The sequence below is a fragment of the Streptomyces sp. NPDC051172 genome (genome assembly GCF_040682555.1).
GTDB lineage: Bacteria > Actinomycetota > Actinomycetes > Streptomycetales > Streptomycetaceae > Streptomyces.
On sequence record NZ_JBFBBE010000177.1, the window covers coordinates 1 to 14,114 of the forward strand.

The following is a 14,114-nucleotide window of genomic DNA, read 5'->3' on the forward strand; positions in this document are numbered from 1 at the left end:
GCCCGCGGACGGGTTCGCCGCGGGGGACGCCGAGGGTGTCGCGCGGCTGGTCCGGGTCGCCCGGGAGATGCGGGCGGCCGGGGCCGACCAGTTCGCCGCCTGAGTGGCCTCTTCCACGAACCTCATGTGGATGATCTGCCGGTCCCGCTCGCCGAGTTCCGCCATCAGCGGGGCCAGCGACTGGAAGTCCTCGACGAGCCGCAGCCCGTGCTCCTCCACCCCGATGAAGTCGGCGAGCACCGCCTCGCCGCCCTCCGGCCCCTCGCCGGTCAGCGCCGCGTCCAGGGACGAGGAGTTGTAGCCGTTTGCCGCTATCTGCGCCTCGATCACCTCGTCCTCGGGGATGTTCATCAAGGTGGCGAGCTCGGGAACCGTCGGCTCCCGGTCCAGTCGGCTGGCGAGTTCCTCACGTGCCTTGGCCAGCTCGACACGCAGCTCCTGCAGCCTGCGCGGCACATGCACCGCCCAGGTGGTGTCGCGGAAGAAACGCTTGATCTCGCCGACGATGTACGGCAGCGCGAACGAGGTGAACTCGACCTCGCGGGACAGCTCGAACCGGTCGATCGCCTTGATCAGGCCGATCATCCCGGTCTGGACGATGTCCTCCATGTCGTCGCCGCGTCCACGGAACCGCCCGGCTGCGAACCGCACCAGCGAGATGTTCATCTCGATGAGTGTGTTGCGTGCGTACTGGAATTCGTGCGTGCCCTCCTCGAGCTCCGAGAGGCGCTGGAAGAACTGACGAGAAAGCTCCCGTGCGTCACGCGGAGCCACGGTGCGTGGCTCCGCGATCCCCGGCAGTGGTCCATCACCCGTGCTGGTCCCGGCGGTCTTCGCGACGACCTCAGCCTCAGACCGTTCCACGGCGGTGTCCATTTCCTCTCCCACGGAGTCACGGTTCGACGTCGTCTACGTCGTGCCCTTCGCAATGCGCGTACCCGCTCTGCGCCGGGGCATGCCCGCGACCGGGGACCGAACAAAGATCGTCACAGCAGGCCCCGCCTCGGTGATTCCACCCAGAGCGGAACGCCGGTCTCTTCCCATCAAGGCGAGGGAACCTAGTCTGAAGCCGTGAGCAGCCAAGCGCCGAACGAAGCCGATGTCATTCCGCTGCGCCGCCCGAAGGGCGAGCGGCCCGCCGCCTCGCCTCCGCCGCCCAGGGAGCCCCTGTGGCGGGACCTCGTCGGCGACGTCCTGCGGCGCGAACGCCTCGCCCAGGAGCGCACCCTGAAAGACGTGGCCGATCAGGCGCGGATCTCCATGCCGTATCTCTCCGAGGTGGAGCGCGGCCGCAAGGAGGCCTCCTCGGAGGTCCTCGCGGCCGCCGCCCACGCCCTCGGACTGGGCCTCGGCGACCTGCTGGCACGGGCGCAGGGCGAGCTCGTCCGGATCGCCGGCCGGCAGTCCGACCGGAGCCGCCGGACGTCCACGTCGCCCTACAACGGACTCTGCCTGGCCGCCTGACGGACGCTTGCGGGCCGGCGCCTCAGACCGCGGCGAGGCGCCGGCTCAGCACCTCGTCGGCCAGCCCGTAGGCGACCGCCTCCTCGGCGGTGAACACCTTGTCGCGGTCCATGTCCGCGTGCAGCGTCGCGATGTCGTGCCCGGTGTGCCGGGCCAGCACCTCCTCGACCTGGGAGCGGATCCGCACCATCTCCTTGGCCTGGAGCGTGAGGTCGGAGATCATGCCCCGGCTGCCACCGGCGGCGGGCTGACCCAGCAGCACCCGCGCGTGCTCCAGCACGATCCGCCGCCCAGGGTCCCCGGCGGCCAGCAGTACGGCCGCCGTGGAGGCCGCCTGGCCGACGCAGACCGTCGAGATCGGCGCCTGCACGAAGGTCATGGTGTCGTAGATCGCCATCAGCGACGTGAACGAGCCGCCGGGCGAGTTGATGTAGACCGAGATCTCGTTCTCCGGCGCCGACGACTCCAGATGGAGCAGTTGTGCGATGACGACGTTGGCCACCCCGTCGTCGATCTCGGTGCCGAGGAAGATGATCCGCTCGGACAGCAGCCGGCTGAACACGTCGGAGGAACGCTCGCCGTGCGCGGTCCGCTCGACGACATACGGAATCGTGTAGTTGCCCATGTCACAGCCCCATCCGTCGCTTCGAGGCGGCCGGGCGGACATCCGCGAGGGACTCCAGGACCCGGTCCACCATGCCGTACTCCCTGGCCTCCTCGGCCGTGAACCAGCGGTCGCGGTCGCCGTCCCGGGCGATGGTCTCGGGGCTCTGGCCCGTGTTCTCGGCGATGATCCGCTCCATGGTCCGCTTGGTGTGCTCCAGGTTCTCCGCCTGGATCTCGATGTCGGCGGTGGTGCCGCCGATGCCCGCCGACCCCTGGTGCATCATGATCCGCGCGTTCGGCAGGGCGTACCGCTTGCCGGGTGTGCCGCCGCACAGCAGGAACTGGCCCATGCTGGCCGCGAAGCCCATGGCGAGCGTCGAGACGTCGTTGGGGATCAGCCGCATCGTGTCGTAGATCGCGAGGCCCGCGTGCACGGAGCCGCCCGGGCTGTTGATGTACAGGCTGATGTCGGTGCGCGGGTCCTCCGCGGACAGCAGGAGCAGCTGCGCGCAGACCCGGTTCGCGGAGACCTCGTCGACCTGGGTGCCGAGGAACACGATGCGCTGGCCGAGGAGTTGGGCCGCGAGATGGTCGTCGAGGCGGCTGGGCGGGGTGTCGCCCTCTTCGGCGCGGGGCGCGAGCGTTGTCAGTGGAGTCATGGTCTCTCCCGTCGAGCGGTGATGCCGTCGACTCCACTCTTGGCCCCGCGCCGGCCCCGCACGCGGTTTCTCTGCCCGTGGCAGATTCGCCACGGGCAGAGCCCGCTCTCAGCCCTTCTCGCGCAGCTGCCGGAAGAACGCCCGCAGGTCCTCGACCAGCAGGTCGGGCTCCTCCATCGCGGCGAAGTGGCCGCCCCGGTCGAACTCCGTCCAGCGCACGATGTTCTCCGTGCGCTCCGCCTTGTGGCGCAGCGGGATCTGGAGCTCGGCGGGGAAGAGGGCGAGCGCGGTCGGTGCGGTCGACGGCTCGTCCGGCCGGGCGGCACGGCCCGTGGCGTGGGCGCGCTCGTAGTAGATGCGGGCGGCGGAACCGGCGGTCCCGGTCAGCCAGTACAGCATCACGTTGGTGAGCATCCGGTCCCGGTCCACGGCCTCCTCGGGCAGCAGTGCCGAGTCCGTCCACTCCCGGAACTTCTCCACGATCCAGGCGAGTTGGCCGACGGGCGAGTCGCTGAGCGCGTACGCCACGGTCTGCGGCCGGGTGGAGTGCAGGACGGCGTACCCCGTGCCCTCGCGTGACCATTCGCTCCACCGGCGCCAGGACAGCAGCGCACGCTCCTGCTCCTCCGTGCCGAGCTCGTCCAGTTCGTCCTGCGTCGGCTCGGTGGCCTGCTGCGCGCCCGGGAGCAGGTTGAGATGTACGCCGATCACCCGGTCCGGGTGTGCGCGCCCCAGCTCGCGGGAGATGGCGGCGCCCCAGTCGCCGCCCTGCGCGCCGAACTGCTCGTAGCCGAGCCGTCGCATCAGCTCGGCCCATGCGTCGGCGACCCGTCCCGCCTCCCAGCCGGTGTCGGCGGCAGGCCCGGACAGCCCGAACCCGGGGATGCTCGGTACGACGACGTGGAACGCGTCGGCCGGGTCCCCGCCGTGCGCGGCGGGGTCGGCGAGCGGCCCGACGACGTCCAGGAACTCGACGATCGACCCCGGCCAGCCATGCGTGATGATCAGTGGTGTGGCGTTCGGCTCGGGGGAGCGGACGTGGGCGAAGTGGACGGTCGATCCGTCGATCGTGGTGGTGAACTGCGGCCACTGGTTGAGCTGCGCCTCGGCGGCTCGCCAGTCGTAGGAGTGGCGCCAGTAGTGGTGGAGCTCGCGCAGGTAGTCGGCCGGCACGCCGTAGGCCCATCCGGTGCCGGGCAGCTCGTCCGGCCAGCGGGTGCGGTCCAGGCGTTCGTGGAGGTCGTCGAGGTCGCTCTGCGGGATGTCGATGCGGAAGGGGCGGATGCTGTCCGCGGTCGGTGCGGGCGAAGACGTCATGGCCGCGAGCCTAGTTCCGTACGGGGATGCGGCCACCCAGGTCAATCGGCCGTCCGACCGATGAGTTCCGCGGCGAGGATCAGTCGATACAGGTGACCGCGTTCCACGCCCCAGGAGGTGCTCATGACCACCGACGGATTCACCACGTGTCTCTGGTTCGACGGCCAGGCGGAGGAGGCCGCGCACTACTACGTGTCGATCTTCAAGAACTCCAGCATCGGCCGGGTCGGCCGCAACGTCGAGGGAGGCGCGGGCCCCGCCGGATCGGTGCTGGCGGTGGAGTTCACGGCCAACGGCCAGAAGTTCGTCGCGTTGAACGGCGGCCCGCAGTTCAAGTTCAACGAGTCGGTCTCCTTCCAGATCTTCTGCAAGGACCAGGAGGAGATCGACTACTACTGGACCAAGCTCACCGAGGGCGGCGGCGAGCCCGGCCCCTGCGGCTGGCTCAAGGACAGGTACGGCCTGTCCTGGCAGGTCGTGCCCGACAGGCTCATCGACATGATCAGCGATGCCGACCAGGAGAAGGCGTCCCGCACGACCAAGGCGTTCATGGCGATGAGCAAGTTCGACATCGCCGCCCTGGAGCGGGCGTACGCGGGCGAGTGACGGCCGCTCCAGACGGCCGGTCCGCCTTCCGCGGGGTTGAGGGCGGGCCGGCCGCACCTGCTCCTGGCCTGGGCCTGTGCCGGCGCCGCCACCTCAACCGTCTCACCGCATGCGGGCTTGCTGCCCGATCACGCGCGTGATCTCGCGGGTGATCCGCAGGATGCCGGGCGAGCGCACCGGGCACGGCTTCGGGGTGGCGGTGGTGGGTGCCAGGCAGAAGTGCAGATAGTCCTGGTCGAGGTGGAGGGCGGTGCGGTCGCGGTCCGGCTGAGTGCAGTAGTCGCGGTGTTCGTGTTCGTAGGCCGTGCACGGCAGGTACTGGGACCAGGTGTAGCGGGCGCCGGCGGGGCTCACCGTCGCGCCCGCGTCGGCGACGAGGTCGCCCGAGGCGGCGGCCTGCTGCTCGTACATCCGGTTCACGCGCCGGACCCGGTCGGGCGTGATCGGGTCCGGGCCCTGCAGCACCCACACGATCCGCGGACGTCTGCTGCCGCCCGCCGCGGCGATCTGCTCGGTGAGCCGGCGCAGGTCGGCCTTGTAGCGGGTGAAGTACTTCTGCCGTGAGGCGTTGTAGGTGATGCCGTCCATACACCACGTGAAGCCCCACGCGTTGCCCCAGAACTGCATGACCACGTAGTCCGGATGCTGCGCACGGACCAGTGCCGCGGCCTTGTCCGCGTCCGGCACCAGCGACTTCGCCCCGGTGCCTTCCAGGTAGTCGCACAGGGTGGTGCCCGAGTACGGCGCGCTCGTGTACTTCGCCCTCAGATCCCGGCGCAGCTGCTGCCCGAGCACGTTCTGGGCCTCCATCGCGAGCGAGTCCCCGAGGTAGAGCACGCGCGGCGCCACGGCAGGGGCGCCCGGGGAGGCCGGGGCCTGCTGTTGGGTCGTCGATGCCGAGGCTCCCGGTACGGCGGGGGAGGGCGGTGCCTGCTGCGGGCCGGACGACGGGTCGCCGCACGCGCCGAGCAGCAGCACTCCGGTCAGCAGCATCCCCACGATCCACGGCTTCCGCATACGGCAACTCCAGCCCCGGCAACCGAAAACGGCTCCCCAGGCAAGCACAGGCGGGCCCAGGGCGGAAGACACCGGGATGCGTTCAGGCGCTGTCCGGGCGCTCCAGCCGCTCCAGAAGGTCCAGCAGGTCGGTCAGCGGCAGCGGTTTGGCGAGGTGGGCGTCGAACCCGGCCGCCCGCGACAGGGCACGGTCGCTGCCCTGGCTGAACCCGGACACCGCGATCAGACGCAGCGTGCCGCCGTCCGGCCGCGCCCGCAGGGCCCGTGCGACCGCGTAGCCGTCGATGTCCGGCAGGCCCAGGTCGCACAGGACGACGTCGAAGGCGTGCGCCTCGGTGGCGGAGAGCGCGTCCTGGCCCGTGTGCACCGCCGTGACCCGGTGGCCCTGGCGTTCCAGCAAGGTCCGGTAGGCGGCGGCCAGGTCCGTGTTGTCCTCGACGATCAGGAGGGACAGCCGGCGGGGGGAGCCGTGGACGGCCGGCGGCCGGGACGGGCGCGGGCTCACGGTGTCGGTCGTCGGCAGCAGCACCGTGAAGGTCGCGCCCTTGTCCGGCCCGTCGCTGTGCGCGGAGATGCGGCCGCCGTGCAGTTCCACCACCGTCCGCGCCACCGCGAGCCCGAGCCCCAGGCCGTCGGGGGTGTCAGGACCGGCCGGAGCGGCCCGCATGAACACCCCGAACAGCTCCTCGGCCTGGGCGGGGGAGAAGCCGATGCCGTCGTCCCGCACGGTCAGCCTGGCCTGCCCGTCTGTGGCCGCCAGATCCACTTCGGTATGGCCGCCCGGGCGGGTGTACTTCAGCGCGTTGGAGAGCAGGTTGGTCAGCACCTGGGCCAGCCGCAGCCGGTCGCCGTCCACCACGACCGGCTCCGCGGGCAGCACGAGGGCCAGCGTGCGGCTGTCGTGCCCGAACAGGCTCCGGATGTCGGCGCACGCACCGTGCACGACGGACCGCATGTCGACCGGATCGCACACCAGCTCCAGCCGCCCGGTCACCGCGCGCGTGCCGTCCAGCAGGTCGTTGCTCATCCGTGCCAGGGTGCTCAGCTGCCGCTCCAGGACGGACAGCGCCGGGTGCCCCTGCGGCATGTCGAGGGCCAGCAGCTCCGTGGCCGCGGTGGCGGCCGCGAGGGGGTTGCGCAGTTCGTGCGAGAGCGTTGCGATGAACCGGTCCTTGGCCTGCTGCTCCTCCCGCAGCCTGCGGCCCGCCGCGTCCAGTTCGTGATTGGCCCGGCTGAGCTGCTCGTTCACCTCGCGGATCTCCCGCGCCCGTACGAACAGGTCGATCTCCATGCCCTCGGCCCGCATCTCCGCCTCGGCGACGGCCCGCTGCTGCTCCCGCCCCACCCGCCGCAGACGCACGAACTCCGTGACGTCCTCGACGCGGTGGATGATGTACCGCACCTGCCCGTCGTCACCGAGCACCGGCGTGTTGACCGGGCTCCAGTACCGTTCGGAGAAGCCACCCCCCTCGCCCGCCGGGATGTCGTAGCGCTGCAGCGCCATCGTGTCCGTACGACCGCTCGCCACCACCGTCTGGAGCGAACGGCGCAGATTGGCGACACCGTCGGCCGACGGGTCGTCCGGGTTGTCCGGGAACACGTCGAAGACGGGGCGGCCGACGATGCTCCGCTCGGTGCGGGTCGCCGTGAGGTAGGCGCGGTTGACCTCTACGATCGTGAAGTCGGGGCTGAGGATGAGCAGTGGGGACAGCGTCGCGTCGAACAGGCTCCGGAAGTCCGGCACATCGGGCATGGTCGGACCTCCGCGGCCGAAGCGGTGACTCAGGGGTCGAGGCGGTAGCCGTAGCCGCGGACGGTGGTGATCCGAGGTGCGGGTGCGGGCAGGCCGGCGAGCTTGCCGCGCAGCCGGTAGACGTGCTCCACCACGGTCGCGGCCTGTTGCCAGGACGTGCCCCAGATCCGCTCCAGCAGCTGTTCCGCGGAGAACACCCGGCCTGGTGCGGCGGCCAGCATCTCCAGCAGGGCGTACTCCTTGGGCCGCAGCATCAGCTGGACGCCGTCGATGGACGCCCTGCGCGCGGCGGAGTCGATGCGCAGCGCGCCGACCTGGAGCACGCTCGGCATCTCGGGCGGCTGCGAGCGGCGCAGCACGGCGTGGATACGGGCCACCAGTTCCCGCTGGGAGAACGGCTTGACCAGGTAGTCGTCCGCACCGATCTCCAGGCCCGCCACCCGGTCGGCCTCCGCGCCGCGGCCCGACACAACGATGACCGGCAGCCGGCTCGTGGACCGCAGAGCCCGCAGCAGCTCCAGGCCGCTGCCGTCCGGCAGCCCCAGATCGAGAACGGCGAGATCGACACCGCCCTCGTACAGGGCGGCCTTCCCGGCGCGCGCGTCCATGGCCCAGGTGACCGTGAAGCCCGCGCGCTCCAGATAGGAACGGCACATCAGTGCGAAGTCGGGGTCGTCCTCGATCAGAGCGAGGTGCGGTCGCATGCCGCATCACCCGGACCGTCTGGCGTCCGCCCGTTGTGCCGCTGATGAGCGGGCGTTGATGCCCCGACCATGTGGCGAAGGTAGAACAGTAAATGCCCACGGTTCAAGGGGGAGCCGCTCGGGGGGTTCCGGCACGGGCTCGTGCGATGCGGGGATGCCGCATTGATCGCACAGGCCCGTGCCGGCACGGGTGCCCCGGCGCGGGTCAGCCGCTACCGCGTGACCGAGGGGATCACACCCGGTCGGCGGCGATCAGCAGGTACTGGAAACTGCCGTTCTTGTACGCGGTCAGGAACGTGTCCTCGATGCCCGTGACCAGGTGGTCCGCCTGTCGGCGCAGCTCCCAGTAGGGGATGGTGTCGGCCGTGAGGTCCTGTACGTGGACGGGCACGAGACGGTGGCGGGCCATCGCCCGGAAGTACTCCGAGCGCGGGTGGATGTCGCAGATGTAGTGGGCGTTGATCTGGGACACCTCGCGGGACGCCCGGCCGTAGGTGTCGTTGTAGCAGCCGGTGATCACCACATAGCGCCCGCCCCGGCGCAGCAGCCGGGAGTGCTCGGCGAACAGCAGTTCCAGCTCGACGTACATGGTCGACTCGTTGTTCCACGACGCCGCGTACGCGCCGGTGGCGAAGCCGGTGTCGAGCATGTTGCGGTGGTGGTAGCGCACCCGGCCGTCGATGTCCCGCTTGCGGGCCTGCTCGTTGGCGAACGCGGCCTGCTTGGCGGAGATCGTCACACCGTCCGCGTGGCATCCGTACCGCAGATGCGCCACGACACTGCCGCCGCCGCGCCCGCAGCCGGCGTCGAAGACGCGGTCGGCGGCGGACAGCGGGCCGAGGTGGCCGGCGAGGAGCTCCGCCTGGGCGTGTTCCAGGCGGTGCAGTTCGGTGGTGATCCGTCCCCGCCGCAGCTCGGGGTCGGGCTCGTCGAGCACGGTCCAGTCGACGTTGCCGACGCCGTAGTGGTGGTGATAGAGATCGTCGATCTTGCCCAGTTCGAGGTTGACCGGGTTCTCCTCGGCGTTCCAGTAGTCCGCGACGCGGTTCTGGTACGTGGACTGGGTCGGCACCGGTGCCGCCTTGGTGTCGGCGTGGGGGGCGATGGTCAACTAGGACTCCTCGTGATGCGTCTGACGGGTTGTCAGCACAGCGGGTATTACCAGTAGTTGGGCAGGTGGTAGCGGTGGCTGTTGGTGGCGTGCCACTCGTGGTTGCCGGCCACCCAGTCGGACAGGCCCCGGGCGTAGCGCTCCACGAGGGGCGAGGTGGCGGACAGGAGGGCGGACTCGTCCTCGAACGCGGTCATGATCTCGTTGTGGATCTCGACCGCTTTCAGATAGGCGGCCTTCAGCCCGCACCGCTCGTTGGCGGCGAGGACCTGGGGCAGGTTGAGGTGGGTGGGGTCGCTCGCCAGCTCCTTGGTGAAGGAGTACAGGTCGTTGACGATGGTGGTGGCGTTGCAGGCGAGTGCGGTGATGCGCTGGATCTCCGGGCGGGCGTACACGGCCTCCGGCAGCTCGTAGCCGTCCACCGCGTCGATGATCGACAGACAGGGGCGGAAGTTGTTGAACTGCCGCATCACCAGGTACTCCCACACCTGGGGCACGTAACGGATCTCCGCCCACGCGGCCTCGGCGAGATAACCGAGGTGCAGCCGTGCCATGTCGTGCACGAACCGGTCGGTCTGGCTGGGGGTGGCGACGGCGGCGTAGTCCTTCATCGCCCAGTGGTACGAGCGCAGCGGTCCGTCGGCCTGCACTCCGTGCGCCCACTGCTCCTGCAGCGCGGGTGTGCTGTGGAAGGGGTCGAGCGCCGACTGGGCCAGGATCAGCCGGCCGCCGAGACCGCGGCGGGCGCCGCCCCTTCCCTCGTCCTCCTCGCAGTAGCAGCTGTCGACGAGGTTCTCCGCCAGCAGGAACTTGCCGGCGGCGGTGAGGCGTTCCAGGTCGGCCGCCGCCGGATGCTGCAGCACCACGGCCCGGCCGAACTGGAAGCCCGAGAAGTCCCCGGACCAGGCCTTCGGGAACAGGTCGAGACCGTGGGCCCAGGCCTCCAGCCTGCGGTCGACCTCCTCGACCTTCGCCGGGTCGGCGGGGGCGACCTGCCGGTACTTGAGGCCGGGGATCGCGCCGCCGCGCCGGGTGCGCACGGTGCGGGCCAGATTGGGCGGCCCCGGCAGCGAGGACGAGGAAGCGGGCGTGCTCATTGCGTACTCCACCCTCAGTCGGCCGTCCGGCCGATCTGGACGTTCTCCAGGATCCCGGCCGCGTCCGGCACCAGGATGGCCAGCGAGTAGTAGGCGGTCACCAGATAGCGGATGATCGCGGCCGTGTCGATGCCCATGAACCGCACGTTCAGGCCCGGCTGGAACTCGTCGGGGATGCCGGTCTGGTAGAGCCCGATCACCCCCTGGTCGGACTCCCCGGTGCGCAGCGCGATGATGCTGCTGGTGTGATCGCGACTGATCGGGATCTTGTTGCAGGGGAAGATCGGCACGCCCCGCCAGGCAGGGATCTCGTGCCCCTCGACACTCGCCGTGCCCGGTACCAGGCCGCGCCGGTTGCACTGCCGGAAGAAGGCCGCGATCGCCTTCGGATGGGCGAGGAACACCTTGGTCTTGCGGCGCATGGCCAGCAGCTCGTCCATGTCGTCCGGGGTGGGCGGCCCGGTGAAGGTACTGACGCGTTGGCCGTAGTCGACGTTGTGCAGCAGTCCGAACTCCCGGTTGTTGACCAGCTCCCACTCCTGGCGCTCGCGGATCTCCTCGACCGTCAGGCGCAGCTGCTGCTCGGTCTGGTTCATCGGGTTGTTGTAGAGGTCGGCGACCCGGGTGTGGACCCGCAGCACGGTCTGGGTGAGCGACAGCTCGTACTCGCGCGGCGCGAGGTCGTAGTTCACGAAGCCGCCGTTGAGCGTCGGCTCGCCGACATGGCCGGCCTGTACCGGAACGTCCGCCTCGCCCTTGCGGTTCATCGGCAGCTTCTGCCGCGCCGCGAACGCCTCCAGATGTGCGGCGAGGGACGGCACGCGGTCCGTGAACTCCGTGACGATGTCCCAGGGCAGCACCAGCAGTACGCCGGCCGTCTCCGCCCGCACCGAGCTCAGCCACAGCGGGTTGGACTGCCCGATGGCCTCGTCGCCCATCTGGTCGCCGTCGGTGACGACCCCGGTGATCTCCTCCTCGCCGTACTTGCCCTCGGTGAAGCGGGTGAACTTCCCGTGCACGACGAGATAGGCCTCCGTGACCCGCTGCCCGGCCTGGAACAGCACCTGTCCCGCCCGCACCTCCCGGACCCGGAAGCGGTTGGCGATCTCCTTGAGGACATCGGTGTCGGAGTAGCCGCGCAGCACCGGAAGTTCGGTGAGCGTCTCGGGGATGACCTTGATGTCGTCGGCGCCGTTCTGCTCGAACTGCACCCGCCCGCGGCCGATCCGTAGCTGCAGACGCCGGTTGACCCGGTAGGTGCCGCCCTTGACGTCCACCCACGGCAGCGTCCGCAGCAGCCAGCGCGAGCTGATGGCCTGCATCTGCGGTTCGGACTTGGTCGTCGTGGCGAGCTGGCGTGCCGCCTGCGTGCCGAGGCTGGTCAGCTGCCCCTCGCCGTCGGGTTCGGGGACGGGTTCCTCGGTGGCGGGTCCGGTGGCGCTTTCGGGGGCGGACACATTCCCTCCCTGGGGACGTACAGGAGTGAGCGGAGTGGTCGGGGATGAAGGCGACGCCACGATGGACGACAGCTCGGCGTCGCATGTACAAGGCAAACAGCCCCGCGGATGCCTCGGTACGGCGCGAAGGGGGCGGTTTCACCTCTTGGTAACGCAAACCTCGCGAACGAGGCAGCACACCGGAGCCTCCGCACTCCCGCGCCCCTCGCTCAGCCCCGTGCGCCCCCGCCGTCGCATTACTCGCTACCGGAATCCGTTCGCAGTGCGTCGCTCTTCAGGACTCCGCTGAATTCCGCGAATCGGGCTGCCAGGCCGCGCGTATGAGGACTTCGAGGTGAGAGGTGCGGGTGCCGCCGAGTGGGGTGCCGGTCGGTCATCGGCCGATACGGATGATGTTGATCGCGGTGGTGGCGAAGAGGCGGCCGAGGCGGGTCGCCGGCAGGTTGCGCTGGCGCGTGCAAGAACGCCTTGATCACCGGGTGCCGTTGCGGTGGTGTTTCTGCTCCCACCACCCAGAACTTCGGTGTCCGCGGGACTGGCGGCTGCTGTCGTGCGGGGCCGGGCAGCTCCATACCCCGCTCGGTCGCGGCCAGGAACAAGGCGGCAGTGGTGTGGTCGGCATGCACGACATGCATGTCCGGCAGCAACTCCCGTTGCGCGAGCGCCTGGTGGACCGGTTCCGTCATCTCACAGGTCGCGGTCGGATGCGCCTTGCAGCCGGTCCAGCCGGAGCCACGCTCGATCCTTTCTCGGCGCGGTGGAACTGCTGGATCCAGAAACCTGCAGGGCCTGCGTTCTCCGGCCACCGCCGTCAGGGAACCGGCCGACCGGGGCTTCACTTGGCAGGACTGCCGTGACCTTCTCGTGCGAGCTCATCGGCAGCTCGGTGGCCCGGTCTCCCCGCCGGCAGGTGCGTGCCGGGCGGCAGGGCTCCCAAAGGCCCGTCACCAGGACGGCTGGTCAACGAACGGTGGGCTGCGAATCCGCCGCGGCGCGCGCGACGGAGTCTCTGACCGTTTCCAGCGCCGCTGCCCTTTCCTCGTCGGTCATCCGGGCCGGTCCATAGGTGACCACGGGGTCGAGGACCCTGTAGCCGACGAACTCCAACATGCCGCGGTGGATGTGGAACAGGAAGTCGTCCATCGAGCCGAAGGCGCCACCAGGCCGGAACGACTCGCTGGGCCCGCCGGTCGTGAACAGGAGCATCGCGCGCTTCCCGGCCAGCGCCGCGTCGCCGAAGAGTCCGTAGTCCCCGCCGAAGACCCCGCCCATCACGAAGACCCGGTCCACCCACCCCTTGAGGATGGCGGGCAGCGAGAACCACCACATCGGGAACGACAGCACGAGCAAATCAGCGGCGAGCAGCCGATCGAGATGGGCCTTGACGGCCGCGTCGAGCGTCCCGTCCCTGACCGCGCGCCGCTGCTCGGCCTGCGGCTTGAAAGGGCCTTCCACCGGAGCGAACTCCTCACAGCCGAGGACCGGGGCCCATGCTTCGGAGTAGAGGTCGAGGACGTCGACTCGGAAGCCGGCATCGCGCAGGGCCTGAGCCGCGGTGGCCATCTGGGCCGTGCTGAACGAGTGGGGCTCAGGGTGAGCGTGAACGATCAGGGCGGTGGGAGCAGCATCGAAAGTCGACATGAGGAGATCATATCGACATATTGCGATTCGTTAATCAGAGGGTGTCGCCGATCGCTCGTGCCACCTGTGCCAGCCGATCTTCGTCGCGCCGATAGTGGGTCCACTTGCCCACCCGGGTGGGATGCACGAGTCCCGCCCGTTCGAGCGTGCTCATATAGCTGGAGATGGTTGACTGCGCGAGTCCCGACTTCGCCTGGATGTGTGTGACACATACACCGACCGACTGGCGGTCCGCGATCGGCTCGTACTCACTGAAGTGTGTGTCAGGATCCTTCAGCCACTGCATGATCTGCAGACGGGCAGGGTTGCCAAGGGCTTTGAACACCTCGATCAGATCGCCCGACCCCGATCTCACCGTCGCGGCCATGAGCCACCTCTTTCGCCAGACGCTCCGACACACCACGATATCTCGATATCTGGATCGCAGCGGTCGGGCCACCGGTCGACAGTCGGACGTCGCGTCGGGCTGGTCAACGGATGCTGATAACAAGCGGACTTTCATCGCAGCGTGGGGCACGGTGACGGCCGCCGCCGTGCGTCTGTGGAGGTGCAGTTGCCACGTTGGCAGGTGCAGGTGAAGGTTCACGCAACACCGTTGCGTTTACGTCCGTGAGCGGTTTGCGAGTCCGTGTTCGAAGAACGTGACGGTGGCGTGGATGGTGTAGTTCTGGCTGGTCCTGGG

The 14,114-nt window shown here is 69.7% G+C and carries 14 protein-coding genes; 2 read left to right on the forward strand and 12 right to left on the reverse strand.

What is annotated here, in order from left to right; genetic code table 11:
* Nucleotides 1–876 (reverse strand): SigB/SigF/SigG family RNA polymerase sigma factor (locus AB0N07_RS46765; RefSeq protein WP_365846396.1); only part of this gene is annotated, 876 nt, incomplete at its 3' end.
* A 195-nt stretch (nt 877–1,071) separates the two neighbouring features.
* Between AB0N07_RS46765 and AB0N07_RS46770 the strand changes: the two genes are divergently transcribed.
* Nucleotides 1,072–1,464: a helix-turn-helix transcriptional regulator gene (locus AB0N07_RS46770; RefSeq protein ID WP_365846398.1), complete on the forward strand. Its 393-nt coding sequence runs from the start codon at nt 1,072–1,074 to the stop codon at nt 1,462–1,464.
* 22 nt (nt 1,465–1,486) lie between these two features.
* Here the strand turns inward: AB0N07_RS46770 and AB0N07_RS46775 are convergent, their stop codons facing one another.
* The 3 genes from AB0N07_RS46775 to AB0N07_RS46785 form a co-directional block, all read right to left on the reverse strand.
* Entirely contained in the window at nt 1,487–2,089 is a 603-nt protein-coding gene (locus tag AB0N07_RS46775; protein WP_365846400.1) for an ATP-dependent Clp protease proteolytic subunit, read from the reverse strand.
* Between the two features lies 1 nt (nt 2,090).
* A complete protein-coding gene (locus tag AB0N07_RS46780) occupies nt 2,091–2,729 on the reverse strand; it encodes an ATP-dependent Clp protease proteolytic subunit (protein ID WP_365846402.1) in 639 nt (212 codons plus the stop codon).
* A 108-nt stretch (nt 2,730–2,837) separates the two neighbouring features.
* A complete protein-coding gene (locus tag AB0N07_RS46785; protein ID WP_365846404.1) occupies nt 2,838–4,046 on the reverse strand; it encodes an epoxide hydrolase family protein in 1,209 nt (402 codons plus the stop codon).
* A gap of 123 nt (nt 4,047–4,169) precedes the next feature.
* Between AB0N07_RS46785 and AB0N07_RS46790 the strand changes: the two genes are divergently transcribed.
* Nucleotides 4,170–4,652, forward strand: a complete 483-nt coding sequence (locus tag AB0N07_RS46790) for a VOC family protein (RefSeq protein WP_365846406.1) — start codon at nt 4,170–4,172, stop codon at nt 4,650–4,652.
* Between the two features lie 102 nt (nt 4,653–4,754).
* On the opposite strand, the gene AB0N07_RS46795 is transcribed toward AB0N07_RS46790, so the two are convergent.
* The 8 genes from AB0N07_RS46795 to AB0N07_RS46830 form a co-directional block, all read right to left on the reverse strand.
* Nucleotides 4,755–5,669 carry an SGNH/GDSL hydrolase family protein gene (locus AB0N07_RS46795; protein ID WP_365846408.1) on the reverse strand — a complete coding sequence of 305 codons (915 nt, stop codon included), beginning with the start codon at nt 5,667–5,669 and terminating at the stop codon, nt 4,755–4,757.
* Nucleotides 5,670–5,751: 82 nt separating this feature from the next.
* Entirely contained in the window at nt 5,752–7,422 is a 1,671-nt protein-coding gene (locus tag AB0N07_RS46800; RefSeq protein ID WP_365846410.1) for an ATP-binding protein, read from the reverse strand.
* Between the two features lie 29 nt (nt 7,423–7,451).
* A complete protein-coding gene (locus tag AB0N07_RS46805; RefSeq protein ID WP_365846412.1) occupies nt 7,452–8,126 on the reverse strand; it encodes a response regulator transcription factor in 675 nt (224 codons plus the stop codon).
* Nucleotides 8,127–8,358: 232 nt separating this feature from the next.
* Nucleotides 8,359–9,237 (reverse strand): geranyl diphosphate 2-C-methyltransferase, encoded by an 879-nt coding sequence (locus AB0N07_RS46810; RefSeq protein ID WP_365846414.1) that lies wholly within the window; start codon nt 9,235–9,237, stop codon nt 8,359–8,361.
* Nucleotides 9,238–9,284: 47 nt separating this feature from the next.
* On the reverse strand, nt 9,285–10,334 hold the full coding sequence (locus AB0N07_RS46815) for a family 2 encapsulin nanocompartment cargo protein terpene cyclase (protein ID WP_365846416.1): 1,050 nt from the start codon (nt 10,332–10,334) through the stop codon (nt 9,285–9,287).
* Nucleotides 10,335–10,348: 14 nt separating this feature from the next.
* Nucleotides 10,349–11,791 carry a family 2B encapsulin nanocompartment shell protein gene (locus AB0N07_RS46820; RefSeq protein WP_365846418.1) on the reverse strand — a complete coding sequence of 481 codons (1,443 nt, stop codon included), beginning with the start codon at nt 11,789–11,791 and terminating at the stop codon, nt 10,349–10,351.
* A gap of 960 nt (nt 11,792–12,751) precedes the next feature.
* Nucleotides 12,752–13,432, reverse strand: coding sequence for an NAD(P)H-dependent oxidoreductase (locus tag AB0N07_RS46825; protein ID WP_365846420.1), 681 nt, complete (start codon nt 13,430–13,432; stop codon nt 12,752–12,754).
* Between the two features lie 34 nt (nt 13,433–13,466).
* Nucleotides 13,467–13,799, reverse strand: a complete 333-nt coding sequence (locus AB0N07_RS46830) for a metalloregulator ArsR/SmtB family transcription factor (RefSeq protein ID WP_365846422.1) — start codon at nt 13,797–13,799, stop codon at nt 13,467–13,469.
* Nucleotides 13,800–14,114 lie beyond the last annotated feature (315 nt).